The sequence below is a fragment of the Candidatus Pantoea communis genome (assembly GCF_011752685.1).
Taxonomy (GTDB): domain Bacteria; phylum Pseudomonadota; class Gammaproteobacteria; order Enterobacterales; family Enterobacteriaceae; genus Pantoea; species Pantoea communis.
Map to the genome: position 1 here is coordinate 1 of NZ_VWXC01000026.1, position 20,875 is coordinate 20,875.

The 20,875-nt window shown below is 55.8% G+C and carries 16 protein-coding genes; 13 read left to right on the top strand and 3 right to left on the bottom strand.

What is annotated here, in order from left to right:
- Positions 1-114 (top strand): hypothetical protein (locus F3J37_RS28210; protein WP_237449408.1); only part of this gene is annotated, 114 nt, incomplete at its 5' end.
- Positions 115-391: 277 nt separating this feature from the next.
- The gene (locus F3J37_RS24380; RefSeq protein ID WP_166936309.1) at positions 392-1,528 is read left to right on the top strand and encodes a 3-phenylpropionate MFS transporter; all 1,137 of its coding nucleotides are present in this window, start codon (positions 392-394) and stop codon (positions 1,526-1,528) included.
- On the opposite strand, the gene csiE is transcribed toward F3J37_RS24380, so the two are convergent.
- On the bottom strand, positions 1,525-2,793 hold the full coding sequence (gene csiE, locus F3J37_RS24385) for a stationary phase inducible protein CsiE (RefSeq protein WP_045814928.1): 1,269 nt from the start codon (positions 2,791-2,793) through the stop codon (positions 1,525-1,527). The two genes, F3J37_RS24380 and csiE, sit on opposite strands and share 4 nt — an antisense overlap.
- A 156-nt stretch (positions 2,794-2,949) precedes the next feature.
- On the opposite strand from csiE, the gene F3J37_RS24390 reads away from it, so the two are divergent.
- Together F3J37_RS24390 and F3J37_RS24395 are read left to right on the top strand one after the other, a co-directional pair.
- A complete protein-coding gene (locus F3J37_RS24390; RefSeq protein ID WP_166936311.1) occupies positions 2,950-3,576 on the top strand; it encodes a DUF1007 family protein in 627 nt (208 codons plus the stop codon).
- Positions 3,567-4,550, top strand: a complete 984-nt coding sequence (locus tag F3J37_RS24395) for a nickel/cobalt transporter (protein ID WP_058959150.1) — start codon at positions 3,567-3,569, stop codon at positions 4,548-4,550. Before F3J37_RS24390 ends, F3J37_RS24395 begins: the two co-directional genes overlap by 10 nt.
- Before the next feature lie 42 nt (positions 4,551-4,592).
- On the opposite strand, the gene suhB is transcribed toward F3J37_RS24395, so the two are convergent.
- Positions 4,593-5,396 carry an inositol-1-monophosphatase gene (gene suhB / locus F3J37_RS24400; RefSeq protein WP_034825653.1) on the bottom strand — a complete coding sequence of 268 codons (804 nt, stop codon included), beginning with the start codon at positions 5,394-5,396 and terminating at the stop codon, positions 4,593-4,595.
- Positions 5,397-5,517: 121 nt separating this feature from the next.
- On the opposite strand from suhB, the gene trmJ reads away from it, so the two are divergent.
- The 5 genes from trmJ to sseB all read left to right on the top strand — a co-directional run bounded on the left by trmJ (position 5,518) and on the right by sseB (position 10,450).
- Complete coding sequence (gene trmJ / locus F3J37_RS24405) at positions 5,518-6,261, top strand: tRNA (cytosine(32)/uridine(32)-2'-O)-methyltransferase TrmJ (protein WP_034825966.1); 744 nt, start codon at positions 5,518-5,520, stop codon at positions 6,259-6,261.
- 135 nt (positions 6,262-6,396) lie between these two features.
- Positions 6,397-6,894 (top strand): Fe-S cluster assembly transcriptional regulator IscR, encoded by a 498-nt coding sequence (gene iscR / locus F3J37_RS24410; protein ID WP_034825654.1) that lies wholly within the window; start codon positions 6,397-6,399, stop codon positions 6,892-6,894.
- Positions 6,895-6,983: 89 nt separating this feature from the next.
- Positions 6,984-8,153, top strand: coding sequence for an IscS subfamily cysteine desulfurase (locus tag F3J37_RS24415; RefSeq protein ID WP_058959147.1), 1,170 nt, complete (start codon positions 6,984-6,986; stop codon positions 8,151-8,153).
- 62 nt (positions 8,154-8,215) lie between these two features.
- Positions 8,216-9,502, top strand: coding sequence for an aminopeptidase PepB (gene pepB, locus F3J37_RS24420; protein WP_166936313.1), 1,287 nt, complete (start codon positions 8,216-8,218; stop codon positions 9,500-9,502).
- Between the two features lie 180 nt (positions 9,503-9,682).
- Positions 9,683-10,450 (top strand): enhanced serine sensitivity protein SseB, encoded by a 768-nt coding sequence (gene sseB, locus F3J37_RS24425; RefSeq protein ID WP_166936315.1) that lies wholly within the window; start codon positions 9,683-9,685, stop codon positions 10,448-10,450.
- A gap of 239 nt (positions 10,451-10,689) precedes the next feature.
- Here sseB and sseA read toward each other — a convergent pair whose 3' ends face one another.
- Positions 10,690-11,532 carry a 3-mercaptopyruvate sulfurtransferase gene (sseA, locus tag F3J37_RS24430; RefSeq protein WP_166936317.1) on the bottom strand — a complete coding sequence of 281 codons (843 nt, stop codon included), beginning with the start codon at positions 11,530-11,532 and terminating at the stop codon, positions 10,690-10,692.
- A 153-nt stretch (positions 11,533-11,685) separates the two neighbouring features.
- Between sseA and F3J37_RS24435 the strand changes: the two genes are divergently transcribed.
- The 4 genes from F3J37_RS24435 (at position 11,686) to rlmN (ending at position 20,855) form a co-directional block, all read left to right on the top strand.
- On the top strand, positions 11,686-16,572 hold the full coding sequence (locus tag F3J37_RS24435) for an alpha-2-macroglobulin family protein (RefSeq protein ID WP_166936319.1): 4,887 nt from the start codon (positions 11,686-11,688) through the stop codon (positions 16,570-16,572).
- 6 nt (positions 16,573-16,578) lie between these two features.
- Positions 16,579-18,897: a peptidoglycan glycosyltransferase PbpC gene (gene pbpC, locus F3J37_RS24440; protein ID WP_166936321.1), complete on the top strand. Its 2,319-nt coding sequence runs from the start codon at positions 16,579-16,581 to the stop codon at positions 18,895-18,897.
- 169 nt (positions 18,898-19,066) lie between these two features.
- Complete coding sequence (gene ndk, locus F3J37_RS24445) at positions 19,067-19,498, top strand: nucleoside-diphosphate kinase (protein ID WP_007884899.1); 432 nt, start codon at positions 19,067-19,069, stop codon at positions 19,496-19,498.
- Between the two features lie 187 nt (positions 19,499-19,685).
- On the top strand, positions 19,686-20,855 hold the full coding sequence (gene rlmN, locus F3J37_RS24450) for a dual-specificity RNA methyltransferase RlmN (RefSeq protein ID WP_166936323.1): 1,170 nt from the start codon (positions 19,686-19,688) through the stop codon (positions 20,853-20,855).
- Positions 20,856-20,875 lie beyond the last annotated feature (20 nt).

Sequence of the window (20,875 nt, forward strand, 5' to 3'; positions counted from 1 at the left end):
ATAGCAGAGATGGTCAGACTGCCGGGACGACGGGAGCGCTCGTTCCCAAGGGTGGTGAAAGAGAGACCCTATAAATATCCGACAGCAAGAAGAAAAAATGCCAGTCAGGCTTAACTGACTGGCATTATGGCGCTTGCCATCCTTTTTTTATGCACGCGACCCATGCTGTATAGAGTCAACACACACCGCACACACCGCACACACCGCACACACCGCACATGAAGCGTTCACGCAGACCTTGTTATTAAGGCGTCTGAGGTACGATTTCCGATACGAAGCCTGTCGCAGAAAAAGCGATTCCCCGACCTTTCATTTCACTTTTGTTCAAGCCTCTGACAAAGTAGCGGCCCAATGGGCTGCGGGCGCAGCTGACATGCCTGTGGGAGGCAAAATGACCATCGGATCGGCCAGATGGCTGGGACTCAGCTACTTCACCTACTTCTTCTGTTATGGCATCTACTTACCTTTCTGGAGCGTCTGGCTCAAAGGCATAGGCCTGGACGCTGAAAAAATCGGCTTACTGCTCGGTTGCGGCATGGTGGCGCGATTTGTCGGTAGCCTGCTGATCGCCTCACAGGTTAAAAACCCGTCTCAGCTGATTCTGGCGTTGCGGCTGCTGGCATTGATGACGTGCCTGTTTGCGTTAGGTTTCTGGTTTGGCGGCCAATGGTTATGGCTGTTACTGGTCATGGTGGGCTTCAACCTGTTTTTCTCGCCGTTGGTGCCGCTCAGCGATGCGCTGGCAGCGACCTGGACGCAGCAAATTGGTCTGGCTTATGGCCCGGTGCGGCTATGGGGTTCGCTGGCATTTGTGATTAGCTCTGCGCTGACGGGGATGCTAGTGAGTGCCTGGTCATCACAGGCGATTCTGGCACTGCTGAGTGTGGGCTTGCTGGCCATGCTTAGCGGCATGATGTTAGTACCCAAAACCCGGCCACAAGGTGATGTGCGGCAGGGGGCAAGCGGCGGTTGGACGGCGTGGCGCGATATGCTACGGGAGAACGCGGTCTGGCGCTTTATGTTATGCGTGACGCTAATGCAGGGGGCACATGCAGCTTATTACAGCTTCAGTGCTATCTGGTGGCAGGAAGCAGGCTATTCCGCATCGGTGATTGGCTATCTATGGTCGTTGGGCGTAGTGGCGGAAATCGTCATCTTCGCGCTGAGTAATCGTCTGTTCCGTCGCTGGAGTGCCCGCGACTTGCTGCTGCTTTCTTGCTGCTGTGCGTTAGTGCGCTGGGTGATGCTGGGATCCAGCACCGCGCTGCCGCTGCTCATTGCTGCTCAGATTTTGCATTGTGGCAGCTTCACCGTATGCCATTTGGCAGCGATGCGCTTTATTGCCGCGCGCAAAGGGGCCGAGGTGATTCGATTGCAGTCGCTTTACTCTGCACTGGCGATGGGCGGCGGGATTGCCGTGATGACGATGCTCAGCGGTGTGCTGTTTACCCATTTACAGGGACATCTGTTCTGGGTGATGGCACTGGTGGCGCTTCCTGCATTGTTCCTTCGTCCGCGCGCCGCTTAAGCTTCCAGCAGTTGACGAATGCGTTGCTGCTGATGATAGCTTAGCGGCAGCTCGGCGTGGATCAGCGGCGGTGAAAACAACGGTAACGATGTGGCGTAGGGTGTGATTACCAGCGCCACGTCACGCGGTGCACCTTCTCGTTGAAAGTGCAGCATATCCTGATAAGTGATGTTGATTGGCAGCAGCGTTATCTCGCGGATTTGCTGCTCCAGTAATTGTTCCATTGCCGCATCCGCGCCGGTCAACAGCAGTACCTGCTTCTCCTGCAGTGCGCTATCCTGCATCAGCCAGGCACCGAACAACACTGCCACCAGACTCACTTCCTCCGCGCTGAATTCCGTGCCGAAATCACTGCTAAAGTGATAGAGCGCGCGTTCGGTGGTGCGCAGTAAACGTGGATAAAGACGCGCCACGTCCAATGCCACACTGTTATCAATCCCAATGGCAAAGTGACTGCGATCCAGCGCTTGCGCCAGATGCGTGAATAATTGCAATTTCAGCTCGTGCTGATTTTTGACGCGTGTCTGCGCCAGCTGTTCAAAACGGGCGATTAACGCTTCTACGGCCAGCATGAGCTGCTGCGCCTGGTGGTCTTCAAGCTGATTCCCATCCGGCGCATGAATCAAACTGAATAGCAGCGTCCAGAAGTCGGTTTCGCTAACGTCCGGCGCTAGATGGCAGCGTTTCTGCCAGTGGTGGATCACATCATCTGCGGCAGCACGCTCGGTTTTTGCTGCCAGCCATGCCCGCTGTTTTTCATTAAACAGTGCATTTTGCCGTTGGCACAGCGCGTACTTCATAAAGATTTGCAGGAACAGGCGGTCGCGCGGCGTGAAATCGCGGCTTAGTCGCAGACTACAATGTTGAATTAACGCCTGCAGATTGGTTTCATCCCACAGCGCTTTTTCGATATTGAGGACTTTTAGGCGCTGACGCAGCACGGGAGCAAAATGTTCGCAGACGAAATCCTGCGACAGGCGCAGCGCGCGTCGCAGCCAATGGAGCAGGCAGAGCCGCCTGTCCAGTTCCGTCCCATGTATGCGGAAGCTGCCATCCACCATCTGGTGTAACTCCAGTTGATGGAAGCGCTGTATCTCATCACCGACATCCGCGATATCCTGTCGGGCAACGGCAGGATCAACACCATTTAACTGGCAGAGCTTTTCAAGCGTTAGCGCGGGAGCAGGCAGAAACAGTAGCAATAGCAGATGACAACGACGCTGGGCACGGCTGAAGAGTGGTGCAGATGAAGGTGCAGAACTCATCAATAGTATTATCCGCGGGTCATTTTTGAGCTAAGAATAGCTAACTCCACGCGGTAACCCTGCACTTTGTCGTGACTTTTGCTCAGAGCTTTTAGGCGGGTCACAGTTTTTCTGGACCAGTATAATCTTCACTTGAGAATTGTTACTTTATAACACATGAAAATTGCACTCATTCCTTTTACGCTGTTGTTCAGCGCTGCAGCCTGGTCTCATCCGCACAGCTTTATCGATATGAAAAACGAGTTTGTCAGCGAAAACGATCACCTGACAGGCATGAAAATGGTGTGGACCATGGATGAAATTACTTCAGCCGGTCTGCTTTACGATGCCGGCAAAGCGAAACCCGGTGACGTGGTATGGAAAAAGCTGGCGGCGCAGGTGATGGCGAACGTGTTGGGGCAACATTACTTCTCAGAGGTATGGCAGGACAAAACGCGGGTGAAGTTCCTGAATTTGCCCAAAGAGTACAATTTGTCGCGCAACGGCAACAAAGCAGTGCTGGAGTTTATTGTGCCGTTTGGCGAACCCCAGTCGCTGAGTGCGAAACAGTATCGTATTCAGACCTTCGATCCGAGCTACTTTGTTGATATGTATTACGATAACCCACAGGCATTAACCATGGACGACGGCGTAAAAGCACACTGCCAGATAGGCTTACACACCCCCAAACCGGATGACTCGCTCAAGCAATATGCGCTGTCGCTGGATAAAGCCGATGCGCCGCCGGAAGACATGGATCTTGGTCAGCAATTCGCGCAAACGGTAACCCTGACATGTCATTGATTTCTCTGCCTTCTCGTTCACGCAGACTGTGGCCGCTTTGGTTGCTGGCCATAGTGATGCTTGCTGCCGGATATACCCTGTGGCAGCACTGGTCGCAAATATTGCTGCAAAGCGTGTTATGGCAGAAAGTCCTCAATCGCGAAATGACCCAACTCCTGCAACAAGTCGCTGACCAGCCTCAGCAGGCGGGCGTGACTTTAATGCTTTTTAGCCTGGCTTATGGTGTGCTGCACGCGCTGGGCCCAGGGCACGGTAAAGTGGTGATCAGCACCTTCCTGGCGACGCATCCCGCGAAGCTGAAAACCAGCATGAAACTGACGCTACTGGCCGCACTGTTACAAGGCGGTGTGGCGATTGGTTTGGTCACAGTGATGCTGGTGGTATTGCAAACCTCATCGCGGCAAATGCATCTCGGCAGTTACTGGCTGGAGAAGGGCAGTTATCTGCTGGTGATGGCGTTGGGCGTGTGGGTCGGCTGGCGTGCGCTGCGTACATTACTTCCGCTATTACGTCCCGCGTCGGCGAAGATTCAGATTCACGCCATTCGCCCACATCACCAGCATGATGAACACTGCGGATGCGGTCATGCGCATCTGCCGAGTGCTGAACAGATGGATCGCGCGGTGAGCGGGAAAACCCAGGCGCTGGTAGTGTTCTCCATGGGCATGCGTCCCTGTTCTGGCGCCATCATGATGCTGCTGTTTTCTAAGGTGATTGGTGTTTATGCGTGGGGTGTGGCCTCGGCGGTGGCCATGGCCATCGGTACGGCGGTCACGGTCTCCGCAATGGGCTTATTAGTTCAACGATCGCGGCGATTAGCTGAAAAGCTAGGGGCAAACAGTGCAATGTCGCACGGGGCGAAAATCATTATGCCGGCATTAGGATTAGCAGGTGGGATTCTGCTGGTACTGGCAGGGTGGTTACTGTGGCAAAGCGCACAGCCGATGATGAGTAGCGGGTTACGACCGTTTTAACGGCGTAAAAAAAGGCGGATATGATATCCGCCTTTTTTGTGCTTAGCGCTTCAGCGCTTCGCTCAGTTCTTCACGCATGGTCGCCAGCATAGCTTTCACAACACGTGGGTTACCTGCAACGATGTTGCCGGACATCATGTAGCCATGGTTGCCGGTGAAGTCTGTCACCAGGCCGCCCGCTTCACGCACCAGCAGTTCACCCGCAGCGAAATCCCATGGCTTCAGACCGATCTCAAAGAAACCGTCCACGCGGCCAGCGGCCACGTAAGCCAGATCCAGCGCAGCAGAACCGGTGCGACGGAAGTCAGCACATTGAGTGAACAGTTTGCCGACGATGTTGATGTAAGGGGTTGCGTGCTGTTTCAGCTTGAACGGGAAGCCGGTTGCCAGGATAGTGCCATCCAGGTCACGCGCGGTGCTGCCACGCAGACGGTAGCCATTCAGCTGTGCGCCCTGACCGCGAACAGCGGTGAACAGTTCGTTACGCATTGGATCGTAAACCACAGCCACTTCGGTGCGGCCTTTGATGCGCACTGCGATTGAAACTGAGAAGTGTGGTAAACGTTTAATGAAGTTGGTGGTGCCATCCAGCGGATCGATTACCCATTGAATGTCCTGATCGTCACCCGCCAGTTCACCGCTTTCTTCGGTGATGATGGAGTGCTGCGGGTAGGATTTGCGAATCACTTCGACAATCAGACGTTCTGCGTCGCGGTCAACATTGGTAACGAAGTCGTTGCTGCCTTTCTGGCTGGCTTCGACAGCGTCCGGGGTTTCATAATTCTTGGCAATTAAATTTCCGGCCTTGCGCGCTGCGCGCACGGCGATGTTGAGCATCGGATGCATCGGTATCTCTCGCTGGATGTTAAAGAACGGGTGAAAACGGCGCGGAGTATATCAGGGTGTTCAGCAAATGTCCTGCTTTTATGCTAGGCTACGCGCCATCATTTTCTCACCGCTCACTATTATGCTGCAAAATATCCGAATCGTACTGGTTGAAACCTCGCACACTGGCAACATGGGCTCTGTTGCTCGCGCCATGAAAACCATGGGCTTAACCAATCTTTATCTGGTCAACCCGCTGGTCAAACCTGACTCGCAGGCCATCTCTCTTGCCGCCGGCGCCAGCGATGTGATTGGCGATGCAAAAATCGTGGATACGCTGGACGAAGCGATTGCAGGCTGTAGCCTGGTTGTCGGCACCAGCGCGCGTTCCCGTTCGCTGCCCTGGCCGATGCTGGATTCACGTGAATGCGGTATCAAAAGCGTGGAAGAGGGCCAGCAGGCACCGGTTGCACTGGTGTTTGGTCGTGAACGTGTGGGCCTGACCAACGAAGAGTTGCAGAAGTGCCACTATCACGTCGCCATTCAGGCAAATCCGGAATACAGCTCGCTGAACCTGGCGATGGCAGTGCAGATCATTGCTTACGAAGTGCGTATGGCATGGCTGGATGCGCAGGAGAAAGCCAGCCCACAACCGCAAGAAGAAGAATCCCCTTATCCTTTGGTGGACGATCTGGAGCGTTTCTATCAGCACATTGAAAAGATGATGCTGGAGAGCGGCTTTATCCGTGAAGGCACCCCAAGCCAGGTGATGAGCAAACTGCGTCGTCTCTACACCCGCGCGCGCCCGGAACGTGATGAACTCAACATCCTGCGCGGGATGTTGGCCTCGTTCCAAAAGCCTAAAGGTGATAAGGGTAATAGTTGAGTAAAACAGTTGGTTAAATAGTTGAGTAAATTACTTGGTTAAATAGTTGACCGTTTTACTCAGGAATGGCAGACTGGCGTCAATTCATCAGATAGCCCGCCGATACCCGGACGGACGCTTACGAGGTTGTATGCTATGAGACTGACATCCAAAGGACGTTATGCCGTAACCGCTATGCTGGACGTTGCACTGCACTCAAACGAGGGCCCGGTGCCGCTGGCTGACATTTCTGAGCGTCAGGGCATTTCGCTCTCCTATCTGGAGCAGTTATTCTCACGTCTGCGTAAGCACGGTTTAGTGGCCAGCGTTCGTGGTCCAGGTGGCGGTTATTTGTTAGGTAAAGATGCTGGCGCGATTGCCGTTGGCGCGGTGATCACGGCGGTTGACGAATCTGTTGATGCCACCAAGTGCCAGGGCAAAGAAGGCTGCCAGGGCGGCGAGCGCTGCCTGACTCACGTCTTGTGGCGTGACCTGAGCGAACGCATCAGCGAATTCCTCAACAACATCACGCTGGCTGAACTGGTAAACAACCAGGAAATCCTTGATGTGGCAGATCGTCAGAACATGAACGACACTCGCCGCTTCCAGCAGCATCGTATGCAGGAAACCATCAACGTTAATCTGCGTGCTTAATCCGCTCCCCTTCAGCCCTTGCTGTTCACACAGCCGGGGCTGAATCGTGCTATAAAGACGTATGATTTTTTATACGGAGTTTTAGCGCAATGAAATTACCGATTTACCTGGATTACGCAGCGACAACGCCTGCCGATCCGCGTGTCGCCACCAAAATGATGCAGTTCCTCACTTTGGATGGCACCTTCGGTAACCCCGCTTCCCGTTCTCACCGTTTTGGCTGGCAGGCAGAAGAAGCCGTTGATGTGGCGCGCAATCAGATTGCAGAGCTGGTCAATGCCGATCCGCGTGAAATCGTTTTTACTTCCGGTGCCACCGAAGCTGATAACCTCGCCATTAAGGGCGCGGCTCAATTCCATCAGGCGCGCGGCAAACACATTATTACCAGTCAAACTGAGCACAAAGCAGTGCTGGATAGCTGCCAGCAACTGGAGCGTGAAGGCTTCGACGTCACCTATCTGCAACCCGGCAGCGATGGCATTGTCACGCCTGCGATGCTGGAAGCCGCACTACGCGATGACACGGTGCTGGTTTCCCTGATGCATGTGAACAACGAAACCGGCGTGATTCAGGATATCGCTGCGCTCGGAGCCTTGTGCCGCGCGCGTGACATCCTGTTTCATGTTGATGCCACCCAAAGCGTCGGCAAATTGCCGATTGATGTTGCGGCACTGCCGGTGGATCTGATGTCGTTTTCAGCGCATAAAATCTACGGTCCGAAAGGCATTGGTGCGCTGTGGGTGCGTCGTAAACCTAAATTACAGATCGATGCGCAGATGCACGGCGGCGGTCATGAACGCGGTATGCGATCCGGAACCTTGCCGGTGCATCAAATCGTGGGCATGGGCGAAGCGTACCGCGTTGCACGTGAAGAGATGAGCAGTGAAATGGCGCGTCTGGCGGCCATGCGCCAACGTCTGTGGCACGGCATCAGCCAGTTAGAGAATGTGAATATTAACGGTTCGCTTGAGCAGGGCGCACCGAATATCCTCAACCTCAGTTTTGCTCAGGTTGATGGTGAATCACTGATTATGGCGCTGAAAGATCTGGCGCTGTCGTCCGGTTCTGCCTGTACCTCGGCCAGTCTCGAACCCTCTTATGTACTGCGCGCCATGGGCGTTGAGCAGGAGCTGGCACACAGCTCGCTGCGCTTCTCGCTGGGACGCTTCACTACCGAAGAGGAAATTGACTATGCCATTGAGCTGGTCAATAAAGCGGTAAGCCGTTTACGGGCATTAACGCCCGCCACGTCCCGCTAATTCATGCACCCCTTGCGCCGGTTCTGGCGTAAGGTGACACCTAACGCAAACGGAGCCACGCGATGACAACACAACCGATGACAATTACGCTCAGCTCCCAGGCCGCCGATGCGCGCTGGGGTGAAAAAGCACTGCTGAGCAGCACTGAAAGTGGCATGACCCTTCACCTGACTGGCGCCGATGCGCTGATGAGCATCCAGCGCGCGGGGCGTAAGCTGGACGGTCAGGGGATTCGCCACGTAGCTCTGAGCGGCGAAGAGTGGGATTTAGAGAAGTGCTGGGCATTCTGGCAAGGCTATCGCAGCCCGAAAGGCAAGCGCCAGGTAGAGTGGCCAGCATTAAGCGAAAACGATCAAACAGAATTTGATCGTCGTCTGAAGATCGTTGACTGGGTGCGCGACACCATCAACTTACCAGCGGAAGATCTCAGCCCGGAACAACTGGCGCACAGCGCGATCGATTTGATTAGCGAAGTGGGCGGTGACGCAGTGAGCTATCGCATCACCAAAGGCGAAGATCTGCGTGAGCAGGGTTATGCCGGTATTCACACCGTGGGCCGTGGTTCAACTCGCGCACCAGTGCTGCTGGCGCTCGACTTCAACCCCACCGGCGATGAAAATGCGCCGGTTTACGCTTGTCTGGTTGGCAAAGGCATCACCTTTGATACCGGTGGTTACAGCCTGAAGCAGAGCGCGTTTATGGATTCGATGAAATCCGATATGGGCGGCGCAGCAACGGTGACTGGCGCGCTGGCGCTGGCGATTGCGCGTGGCCTGAAGAAACGTGTGAAGCTGTTCCTGTGCTGTGCTGACAACATGGTGAGCGGTAACGCGTTCCGTCTCGGCGACATCATTCGCTATCGTAACGGTAAAACCGTGGAAGTGATGAACACCGATGCGGAAGGGCGCCTGGTGCTGGCTGATGGTCTGATTGATGCCAGCGAGCAAAATCCTGAACTGCTGATCGATGCCGCTACCCTGACCGGTGCAGCGAAAACGGCGCTGGGCAACGATTATCACGCCCTGTTTACCTTTGACGATGTCCTGGCGGAATCTCTGCTGGGCAGTGCAACCGGTGAAAACGAAGCCTTCTGGCGTCTGCCGCTGGCGGAGTTCCATCGCAGCCATCTGCCGTCAAACTTTGCCGATCTGAACAACATCGCGAGTCCGGCACATGCGGCCGGTGCCAGCAGCGCGGCGGCGTTCCTCTCTTACTTCGTTAGCAAGTATCAGCAGGGTTGGCTGCACATTGACTGTTCTGCCACTTACCGTAAAAGCGCGGTGGATCAGTGGTCAGCGGGTGCCACCGGTCTGGGTGTGCGCACTATTGCCAATCTGTTACTGAAATAAAATCGGTGCGCATGAGTGCGCACCTTACGTCGGGTCGCAGAGAGATGTGTAACCTACGTCAGGCCGCCAGTGGTGTGCACCCGTCATCAGTATTGTGTAGGGTCGTCATTGATGGCGACCTAACAGCGCTTAAGCGGCAAACCTCATGCATGAGCTTGCCGTTTTTTTGGAACTTGATAAATGAGCAATCGTCTTGAAGAGGTGCTAAAGCTGGCCGCCACTGAGCCTGCGCACCGCCCGGAATTCTTTCAACTACTGCTGGAATCTGATATTTGGGTGCCAGGTGAAAGTCCTGCAGAGCAGTTTGATGCCACCTCGCCTGTGGAGTTGCTGCATTGGGAAAAAGAGGGCGGAGGCAGCGTTATCCCGTTCTTCACCTCAGAAGAGGCGATGGAGGAAGCAATCAAAGAGGAGCAGCCTTATCTGCGCCTGCCCGCGCGCACGCTGTTCGAAATGACCCTGGGTGAGAGTTTATTCCTCAATCCTAAGCTGCCCGCCGGTAAAGAGTTTTCACCGGGTGAGATTGCCCATTTGATCGGTGAAGAGGGCAGTGCGCTGAGTCAGCAAACGGTGTTGGAAGGCGGTCATGCGCTGCTTCTGTCGGAAGTGGCTGAACCGCCCGCGCAGATGATTGATTCACTGACGCAGCTGTTTGCCAAGTATAAGCAGGTGCGTCGTGCTTATATCGCCAGCATTCGTGAGAGCGCCACGGAAGAACCCAATTTGCTGATCGGTATCGAAGCGGATAGCAATATCGATGAGATTATTCAGGCGGCAGGCAGCGTGGCAACCGATACGCTGGCGGATGATGCACCGATTGATATCTGCGAAGTGGTGGTCGACGAGAAAGGCGTCAGCCACTTCTTCACCGCCCATATCACGCCTTTTTATGAGCGTCGCTGGGGGAGTTTCCTGCGCGACTTCAAAGGCAGTCAGCGGATTATTTAAACTTCGCTTGTAGCGGTGCAATTTATTGCGCATCTGAAAGCCATCGTCCGGCTTAAGATACGCGCGATAAATCGCGCCGCTACGGATCGCACTTATCTGATCGCGCCGCTACAGATCGCACTTATCGGGTAGCGGCGCAATTTATTGCGCGGTAGTCAAACCATCATTGGCAGGCTCAGAATTTTATTCTGCACCCCCCTTCATTGCCATGCTCAGCAGTTTAATCGGCTAGCAAAACTTTATTTCTCAATCGGTAAATCGTCGCGGCTGCCCCATTCGCCCCAGGATCCGTCATACAGCGTGACGTCACGGACGCCCAGCGACGTCAGCGCCAGAATCACCACCACTGCCGTCACACCCGAACCGCAGCTGGCGATAATGGGTTGATCCAGTTGAATACCTGCTTTTTCAAACAAATCGCGCAGTTCAGCCGCTGGTTTCAGCTCGCCGTTCACCACCAGATTGTTCCACGGCATATTCAGGCTATTCGGGATGTGTCCGCGCAGCAGACCGGGGCGAGGCTCATCGACTTCAGCATTGAAGCGGTTAGCCGCTCGGGCATCAACGATCTGCGCGCCGCCCTCATGGCTGATCAACAACACATCGGTCAAACGTTTCACCAGCCCCTGATCGTAATGGGCTTCGAACTCGCCTTCTGGCAGATCAACCGGACCCGAAGCGACATCAAAGCCTGCCGCTTTCCAGCCCTGCAAACCGCCCGCCAGAATCGACACATTGACGCAGCCAAAGGCGCGCAACATCCACCATGCGCGGGGTGCAGAGAACAGGTTACCTTCGTCGTAAACCACCAGATGTTTATCTTGATTAACACCCAGTTCGCGCATCGCCACGGCAAAAGCTTCCGGGCGCGGCATCATATGCGGGTAAGCGCTGGTGTGATCGGACAAAGCTTCGATATTGAAATAAGGCGCATCGGGCAAATGCCCTGCCAGATATTCCGCCTGGATATCACGCACCGCTTCCTGACCTGGCGGCAACATGCGCGCATCTAATACCTGCAACGTTTTATCGGTGTAATGCTCTTTTAACCAATCGGCAGAGACAAACAGGGGAGCTGTCATCGCAACAACCTCTTCTCAATCATCGGAAAATGGAAAGAGCCAGTGTCCGGGAATGTGAACGCTATCTCAAGGGTATCGTTGCTAAAGTGAGTAGGTTGATGTGAAATTGCGCAGCACACTATTTTAACCTTTGGGGCTGGTGAGGGACTTACCATGGCAAAACGCGTTAATCGACTGCTGCTCAGCGTGCTGATCGGCGGAACACTATTGGGCGGCGCTTTGCTGCCTGCGCAGGCTGAGGATACGCCTGTGGTGCAAAATGCGGCGAAAACGATCTCGGTGATCGATCTTTCCGAGCTGCAACTGGATGGCGCATCAGCACTGGTGCTGAGTTTCAATAGTGCCATCGATAGCAAACAGGACTTGAACGCGCGGGTCCATATCAGCGATGAGAAAAGCGGTAAAGTCGATGGCGGCTGGGAACTGGCGCAGAATGGCAAGGCGCTACGCTTCCGCCATCCTGAACCGTCGCGCAAATTAACAGTGACCGTCGATGCCGGCCTCAAGGCCGCCGATGGCAGTACCTTATCCGGCCCTTTCAGCCAGACACTGACCACCCGCGATATCCAGCCGATGGTGGGCTTCGCCAGCCGCGGATCGCTGCTACCGCTGCGCCTGACGCAGGGATTACCGGTGTTGGCACTCAATGTGAACAACATTGATGTCGATTTTTTCCGGGTAAAAAATGCCGCCCTGGCCGATTTTCTCGCCCAGTGGAATTACGGTAACAACCTGTCGTACTGGGAATCACGCGAACTGCTTAAAAATGCCGATCTGGTCTACAGCGGACGTTTTGATCTCAATCCGGCCCGCAACACGCGTGAGAAGATGCAGCTGCCGCTCAGCGATGTGGATGCGCTCAAGCAGCCCGGTGTTTATCTGGCGGTGATGAAACAGGCCGGAACCTACAATTACACACAGCCAGCAACCCTGTTTACGCTCAGTGACATTGGTTTATCGCTGCATAGCTTCCCGGATCAACTGGAACTCTTTACGCAAAGCCTCGCCAATGGCGCACCGCTGGATGACGTCAATGTGCAACTGCTGGACGAGAAAGGCCAACAGCTGGCGAGTGGCACCAGTGACAGCAATGGCCATCTGCGCCTGCCCGCCAATGCCAAAGGCAAGTTGCTGCTGGCAACGCAGAAAGGGCAAACCTCTCTGATCGATCTCAATCGTCCGGCGTTGGATCTCGCCGAATTCCCGATTGATGGTCCGCAGGGTTATGATAAGCAGTTCTTCCTGTTCGGCCCGCGCGATCTCTATCGCCCCGGTGAAACGGTGATCGTCAACGCGTTACTGCGTGATGCCGATGGCAAGCCGCTGCCGCCACAACCGGTGAAAGCCGAAGTGGTGCAGCCCAATGGTGAAGTCACTCAAACCTTTGTCTGGCAGCCGGAAAACGGTGTGTACCAGCAGCGCTTTGCACTGCCGGCTTCAGCCATGACCGGCGAATGGACGCTGCGCATTAACAGCGGTGATAACCAGCTGCGCAGCTGGCCGTTTCATGTCGAAGATTTCCTGCCAGAACGTATGGCGCTGGCATTGAGCAACAGCGAACAGCCGCTGGCACCGGACGCCTCAGTGACCTTTGATGTCGAGGGCCGTTATCTGTATGGCGCACCAGCGGCGGGCAATGAGTTGCAGGGGCAGCTGTTCCTGCGGCCAGCGCGTGAAGCTGTGGCAGCGCTGCCTGGCTATCAATTTGGCGATATCACTGAGGAACTGAAACGCAGTCTCGATGACGTTGATGAAAAGCTGGATGAGAACGGCAAACTGCAGCTCAACGTGGAAAGCAGCTGGGCAGAAAGTCATTCGCCGCTCAGCCTGATACTGCAAGCCAGCCTGCTGGAAACCGGTGGGCGTCCGGTTACGCGTCGCGCGACTCAATCGATCTGGCCCGCGCCTGCACTGCCGGGCATCCGTCCACTGTTTAACAGTGAGTCAGTTTATGACTATCGCACCGATCGTTACCGCGATGAACCGACCGTGCCTGAAAACGGCCTGGCGGAATTTGATGTGGTGTATGCCAATCCGCAAGGCGAAAAACTGGCGGCGCAGGATCTGGATGTCCGCCTGATCCATGAACGCCGTGACTACTTCTGGAGCTTCTCAGACAGCGAAGGGTGGCAGTCGCGTTATGACCAGAAGGATCTGCAGGAAGACGAGCAGCGCATCACTATTGCCGCGGGCGGCAGCCAGAAAATCAGCTTCCCGGTGGAGTGGGGCACCTATCGTCTGGAGGTGCATGCGGGAGAGAACATTGTCAGCAGCGTGCGTTTCAATGCGGGCTACTGGTGGCAGGACAACACCGACGGCACCGGCGCGTTACGTCCCGATCAGGTCAAACTGAAAATCGATAAAAGCGCCTATCAACCGGGTGATACCGCTAAAGTACAGGTGGAATCACCGGCTGCCGGTAAAGGGTATCTGATGGTGGAATCCAGCAGCGGAACGCTGTGGTGGCAGCCGCTCGACGTTCCTGCCGGTGGCACGACCATTGATGTACCGATTAATGAGAGCTGGAAGCGTCACGATCTCTATCTCAGCGCCATCGTGGTGCGTGACGGCGATAAAGCCAACGGCACCACGCCGAAAAGGGCAGTGGGGCTGCTGCATTTGCCGATGGCGACCGAAGCGCGACGTCTCAATCTGGCGATGGATGCGCCCGAAAAAATCCGCCCTGAGCAGACAGTCAAAGTGAAGGTGAAAGCCAGCCGTGAAGGCGGTGAGTTGCCTAAACAGGTTCAGGTCTTGCTGTCAGCGGTGGACAGCGGCGTGTTGAGCATCACTGATTACAAAACGCCAAATCCGTGGGACGCGTTCTTTGGCCGCAAGCGCTACAACGCCGATCAATATGATGTCTACGGTCAGCTCATCGAAGGCGGTGGCAAGCTGGCGGCACTGCGCTTTGGTGGTGACGGCGATGATGCCGATGCGCTGTCGCGCGGCGGTAAGAAGCCGGTCACCGATGTGCAGATCGTCGCACAACAGCTGCAGCCGGTGACGCTGGATGCCAACGGCGAAGGCACCATCGATCTCCCGATTCCGGCCTTTAATGGCGAGTTACGCTTGATGGCGCAGGTATGGAGCGCAGACAGCTTCGGCTCAGCGGAGCGCAAAATGGTGGTGGCCGCGCCGCTCATCAGTGAACTGGCGACGCCGCGCTTTATGGCCAGCGGTGACCAGTCGACGCTGGCGCTCGATCTCACCAACCTGACCGATCAGCCGCAGACGTTAAAAGTCGACGTAACAACGCAGGGCCTAATTGCCCTGAACGGCACTGTCACTTCTAGCGTGCAACTGGCGAAAGGTGCGCGCACGACCTTGCAAATCCCGGTTAAAGCCCAGGGCGCCTTTGGTGAGGGGGCGGTGCAGCTCAAAGTCTCTGGCATGAGTCTGCCGGGTGAGACGCTGGAGCCCAGCGAGCGTAAATGGACCATCGGCGTGCGTCCGGCTTATCCTGCCCAAACCCTGAGTTTCGACAACGTGATGCAAACGGGCCAAAGCTGGCAGGTAGTGGCAAGTGCCTTTAACGGCCTGCAAAAGGATACGCTGACCGGACAGCTGTCGCTGAGTAATCGTCCACCGCTGAATATCGCCAGCTTTATCAGCCAGCTGTATGCCTATCCCTACGGCTGCCTTGAGCAGACCGCCAGTGGCATCTGGCCATCGGTGTTCACCAACAAAGCACAGCTGGATGCGCTGGGTATTAAAACCAGCACCGATGAGGCACGCCGGGCGTCGGTCGCCACCGGTATTGCACGCCTGGCAGGTATGCAGCGCGGTAATGGCAGCTTTGGTTTGTGGAGCAAAGAGAGTCAGGAGGAGTTCTGGCTGACGGCTTACGTCACCGATTTCCTGCTGCGTGCCAGTGAAGCGGGCTACAGCGTGCCGGAAGGGGTGATCAGCCGCGCCGATGAGCGCTTGCTGCGCTATCTGCAGGACCCGGCACAGATAGAAACCAGCTGGAGCAGCGATGCCGATGGATTGCGTTTCAGTGTGCAAGCTTACGCCGGGCTGGTATTAGCAAGACAGCAACAGGCGCCGCTCGGTGCATTGCGTGCACTGTACGACAAGCGTGAGCAGGCAAAATCAGGCCTGGCGCTGGTGCAACTGGGTGTGGCGCTGAAACTGATGGGTGATCAACAGCGCGCGCAGTTGGCGCTGGCACAGGGCATCGGGCTGGAGCGCAAACCCAACAGTTGGTTAGGTGATTACGGCAGCCCGGTGCGTGACCGCGCGCTGATTCTTGCGCTCATCACAGAAAACCAATTGCTGCCCGATATGCAGGGGCCATTACTGATTGATCTGGCGAAAGCGGTACATGGTCAGCGCTGGTTCTCCACCCAGGAAAACAATGCGCTGTTCCTCGCCGCTCGCACCTTACAGCAGCACAAAAGTGAACAGTGGCAAGCCACATTGCAGGGCAGAAGCGAACCGCTGAGCAGCAATCAGACGCTGAACATGGGGATCAGCGAAGATCAGCTACGCCAGGGCTTGTCGGTGAAAAGCGACAATACTTCGCCGCTTTACGGCACGCTCAATGTGGTGGGTTATCCGCAAACAGCACCGTCGCCGATCAGCAACGTGCTGAAGATCACCCGCGAGTATTTCACCCTCGACGGTAAGCCGGCTGACCTCACCAACCTGAAAAGTGGTGAATTGCTGGTGGTGCGGTTGAAAGTGGCGGCCAGCGAGCGGGTGAGCGATGCGCTGGTGGTGGATTTGTTGCCGGCGGGGCTGGAACTGGAAAACCAGAACCTGAGTGACAGTAGCGCCAGCCTGGGCGACAGCGCCGATGCACTGAAAGAGAGCATGATGGATATGCAACAAGCCAACATCAAACACATTGAGTTCCGTGATGACCGCTTCGTTGCGGCTCTGGCGCTGGATGGCTACACCCCAGCCACGTTGCTGTATCTGGCACGCGCGGTGACGCCGGGTAGCTATCGTCTGCCGCCTCCGCAGGTCGAATCAATGTATGTGCCGGAGTGGCGCGCGATTGGCACCACGCCGGAAAAACTGAATGTGCGCTAAGCGGTAATGAAAAAAGGTCATGCACTGAAGCGGTGGCGCTGGCTGCCGCTTTTTTTACTGCTGATGCTCGCCGGTATATGGCTACTGGATCGACTCGATCCCCTGCCGCTACAGGAAGTGCAGCCTGCACGCGTGGTGGTGGCCGAAGATGGCACGCCGCTGTGGCGCTTTGCCGACAAGCAAGGCGTCTGGCGCTATTCGGTGACGCTGGAGGAGGTCTCGCCCGACTATATTCAGGCGCTGCTCACTTACGAAGATCGCTGGTTCTGGCATCATCCCGGCATCAATCCGATGGCGATCGTGCGTGCCATCGGGCAAAACCTGCTGCATCACGGCATTGTGTCAGGCGGCAGCACGCTAACGATGCAGGTAGCGCGATTGATCGACCCACAACCGCGTACGCTGCGTGGCAAGGTGGTTCAGGCCTGGCGAGCGCTACAGCTGGAGTGGCATTTATCCAAGCGTGACATTCTCACACTCTATCTTAATCGTGCGCCGTTTGGCGGCACGGTGGAAGGCATTGGCGCAGCAAGCTGGATGTGGCTGGGTAAGCCGCCATCTCAGCTCACCAAAGGTGAAGCAGCGTTGCTCGCCGTGCTGCCACAGGCCCCGAGCCGTCTGCGCCCGGACCGCTGGCCGCAACGTGCGGAAGCGGCGCGCAATAAAGTGCTGGATCGACTGGCAGAATATCATGTGTGGTCGGCGCAGGATGTGGCGGATATTAAACAGGAAGCGGTATGGTTGCCGCCGCGACAAACGCCGCAAATGGCACCGTTGCTGGCACGCCGCCTGCTGTCGCTCTCTCCCGACAACAAAATTACCTCGACCATTGATGTGTCGCTGCAGCGCGAGCTGGAGAGTCTGGCGTCAGCGATGAAAACCCAGTTGCCGCCACGCACCTCGCTGGCGCTGCTGGTAGTGGATCATCAGGATATGAAAGTGCGTGGCTATGTTGGCTCGGTGTCATTCACTGACGACAGTCGCTTTGGTCATGTCGATATGATCTCCAGCGTGCGATCGCCGGGATCGGTGTTAAAACCTTTTGTTTATGGCATGGCGTTGGATGATGGACTGATCCACGGTGAATCACTGCTGCAGGATGTGCCGCGCCGTTTCGGTGATTATCGCCCCGGAAACTTTGACTCCGGTTTTCACGGTCCGGTAAGTGCCAGCGAGGCGCTGGAGCGTTCACTGAACCTGCCAGCGGTGCAGTTATTGGATGCGCTAGGACCCAAAACGGTGGCGGCGCGGTTACGCAATGTCGGCTTGAATCTGCGCTTCCCAGCAGGGGCGGAACCCAATTTGTCGTTAGTGTTGGGCGGCACGGGCGCAAGGCTGGATGATATTGTCGCGGCATACAGTGCTTTTGCCCGTCATGGCAAGGCGGCACAACTGCGCTGGCTCCCGAATCAGCCTTTGCAGGAGAGGCCGCTGCTTTCACCCGGTGCTGCCTGGATTGTGCGACGTATTCTGGCCGGAGAAGCGCTGCCATCCGCTGCCATTCCTGAAATTGCGCCACTGGCCTGGAAAACGGGTACCAGCTACGGCTATCGCGATGCCTGGACGATTGGCATCACGCCGCGCTATTTAATCGGCGTATGGGTTGGCAGGCCCGATGCCACGCCGGTTGCCGGTCAGTTTGGCTTTGCCTCTGCGGTACCGGTGATGAATCAGGTCAACAACCTGCTGGCGGGGCATATGCCGCTGCACGGCGTACCGCGCGATCCGCGGCCGAAAAGCGTCAGCGCCATGAGCATTTGCTGGCCCGGAGGACAACCTTTGCCGCAGGGCGACGAAAATTGCCGCCAGCGTCGCCAGAGCTGGATACTTAACCGAACCGTGCCACCCACACTGCTGGCACCCGGTCAGGAAGGTGTGAACGGATTACGTCAACGTTATTGGGTCAACCTTCAGGGCTTACGTGTGGCGGCAGATTGCCCCGGCGCACAGAGCCAGGAGAGTCTGATGTGGCCACTGCCGCTGGAACCCTGGTTGCCGATGGCGGAACGCCGCCAGCAGCGCCTGCCGCCTGTTGATCCTCGCTGCCCACCCTTAAATCAGGGCAGCGCGCCACCGCTCTTGATCACCGGCGTGATTGAGGGGCAGCGTGTGCAGCCGCTGCCAGGCAAAGTGGTATTGGTGCTGCCGGTTGCCGTACAAGGCGGAAGGGGATCGCAGCGCTGGTGGTTTTTGAACGGGCAGCCGGTCGAACAGCAAGCGGGGCAAAACAGTGCGGCGCTGGTGCTCAGTGAACCGGGCCAGTATCAACTGGTGGTAATGGATGAATCGGGCCAACTGGCATCCGTCTCATTTATTCGGGGTTAAATAGCCGCGTATGCCAGATTCTGCGCGTGTTCGCCCCGACAAAAATCAATTATTTTCGATAATTCCACCAATCGGCAATAGGCAACGCCCGATGATGTCCCTATAATCGGCGCGTTTTCTTACCGGGAGCGAATTCCCGGTTTCTTCAGGATGCTAACTAGAGGTCATCATGGCAATCGAACGTACTTTCTCTATCGTTAAACCAAACGCCGTCGCTAAGAACGTGATTGGTGCTATCTACAACCGTTTCGAAAGCGCAGGCTTCAAAATCGTTGGCGCAAAAATGCTGCACCTGACCAAAGAGCAGGCTGAAGGCTTCTACGCTGAGCACAAAGGCCGTCCATTCTTCGATGGTCTGGTTGAGTTCATGACTTCTGGTCCAGTGGTTGTTTCTGTTCTGGAAGGCGAAAACGCCGTTCAGCGTCACCGTGATCTGATGGGTGCAACCAATCCAGACAACGCACTGGCCGGTACTCTCCGTGCTGACTACGCTGACAGCTTCACTGAGAACGCAACCCACGGTTCTGACTCAGCTGAATCTGCTGCACGCGAAATCGCTTACTTCTTCGCAGAGAACGAAGTCTGCCCACGCACTCGCTAAGTGCGTTGCTGCCAATGCGGATAAACGACTTTACACCTTTTCATCATCGGTAAAGTCGTTCCCCTGGCATCATGCAGCAGATGTAGTACAATAATGCGCCCTTGTTGAGCCTGGCTCAGCGAGGGCGTTATTTTTTTCCTATTCTTAACCAGAGCCGTAACGTGTAACAACGAGGCCAGAGAACATTATGTCCGAACAGATTGTGACGCCGTCGTCCGCTTCCCCCGTGGTTGTTTCCCCAAAAAACGAAAAAATTAACCTGCTGGATCTTAACCGTCAGCAGATGCGCGAATTCTTTTTAGAGATGGGTGAAAAGCCGTTCCGCGCCGATCAGGTCATGAAGTGGATGTACCACTACTGCAGCGATGATTTCGAGCAGATGACTGATATCAACAAAGTGCTGCGTGGCAAATTGATGCAGCGCGCTGAAATCCGTGCGCCGGAAGTAGCGGAAGAGATGCGTTCCAGCGATGGCACTATCAAGTGGGCGATTCGCGTGGGCGATCAGCTGGTCGAAACCGTGTATATCCCGGAAGCTGACCGTGCAACGCTGTGTGTCTCTTCACAGGTAGGCTGTGCGCTGGAGTGCAAATTCTGTTCGACTGCGCAGCAGGGCTTCAACCGGAACCTGCGTGTTTCCGAAATCATTGGTCAGGTATGGCGCGCGGCGAAAATTATCGGCGCGGCGAAAATTACCGGCCAGCGTCCGATCACCAACGTGGTGATGATGGGCATGGGCGAGCCTTTGCTCAACCTGAACAACGTGGTGCCAGCAATGGACATCATGCTGGATGATTTCGGTTTTGGTCTGTCAAAACGTCGCGTGACGCTGTCAACTTCGGGTGTCGTGCCGGCACTGGATAAGCTGGGCGATATGATCGACGTGGCACTGGCGATTTCGCTGCACGCACCGAACGATGCGATTCGTGACGAAATTGTGCCGATCAACAAAAAGTACAACATCGAAACCTTCCTCGCGGCGGTTAAACGCTACATTGGTAAATCGAACGCCAATCAGGGCCGCGTGACCATTGAGTATGTGATGCTGGATCACATCAATGACAGCACCGACAATGCGCACGAGCTGGCTGCACTGCTGAAAGAGACGCCGTGCAAGATCAACCTGATCCCATGGAACCCGTTCCCGGGCGCGCCATATGGCCGTAGCTCAAACAGCCGTATCGATCGTTTCTCCAAAGTACTGATGGATTACGGATTCACCACTATCGTGCGTAAAACGCGTGGCGACGATATTGATGCGGCTTGTGGTCAGTTAGCGGGTGATGTTATCGACCGTACTAAGCGCACCTTGCGTAAGAAAATGGCCGGTGAAACCATCTCTGTGAAGGCGCTCTGAAACATGGCGCCTGGTGATAC

Bases quoted from the DNA above. Each gene is read 5' to 3' on its own strand.
- F3J37_RS24390 (WP_166936311.1), top strand. From the start codon at position 2,950: ATGAAAATTGCACTCATTCCTTTTACGCTGTTGTTCAGCGCTGCAGCC.
- pbpC (WP_166936321.1), top strand. From the start codon at position 16,579: ATGAAAAAAGGTCATGCACTGAAGCGGTGGCGCTGGCTGCCGCTTTTT.
- ndk (WP_007884899.1), top strand. From the start codon at position 19,067: ATGGCAATCGAACGTACTTTCTCTATCGTTAAACCAAACGCCGTCGCT.
- trmJ (WP_034825966.1), top strand. From the start codon at position 5,518: ATGCTGCAAAATATCCGAATCGTACTGGTTGAAACCTCGCACACTGGC.
- csiE (WP_045814928.1), bottom strand. From the start codon at position 2,793: ATGAGTTCTGCACCTTCATCTGCACCACTCTTCAGCCGTGCCCAGCGT.
- pepB (WP_166936313.1), top strand. From the start codon at position 8,216: ATGACAACACAACCGATGACAATTACGCTCAGCTCCCAGGCCGCCGAT.
- F3J37_RS24380 (WP_166936309.1), top strand. From the start codon at position 392: ATGACCATCGGATCGGCCAGATGGCTGGGACTCAGCTACTTCACCTAC.
- rlmN (WP_166936323.1), top strand. From the start codon at position 19,686: ATGTCCGAACAGATTGTGACGCCGTCGTCCGCTTCCCCCGTGGTTGTT.
- F3J37_RS24435 (WP_166936319.1), top strand. From the start codon at position 11,686: ATGGCAAAACGCGTTAATCGACTGCTGCTCAGCGTGCTGATCGGCGGA.
- sseB (WP_166936315.1), top strand. From the start codon at position 9,683: ATGAGCAATCGTCTTGAAGAGGTGCTAAAGCTGGCCGCCACTGAGCCT.
- suhB (WP_034825653.1), bottom strand. From the start codon at position 5,396: ATGCATCCGATGCTCAACATCGCCGTGCGCGCAGCGCGCAAGGCCGGA.
- sseA (WP_166936317.1), bottom strand. From the start codon at position 11,532: ATGACAGCTCCCCTGTTTGTCTCTGCCGATTGGTTAAAAGAGCATTAC.
- iscR (WP_034825654.1), top strand. From the start codon at position 6,397: ATGAGACTGACATCCAAAGGACGTTATGCCGTAACCGCTATGCTGGAC.
- F3J37_RS24395 (WP_058959150.1), top strand. From the start codon at position 3,567: ATGTCATTGATTTCTCTGCCTTCTCGTTCACGCAGACTGTGGCCGCTT.
- F3J37_RS24415 (WP_058959147.1), top strand. From the start codon at position 6,984: ATGAAATTACCGATTTACCTGGATTACGCAGCGACAACGCCTGCCGAT.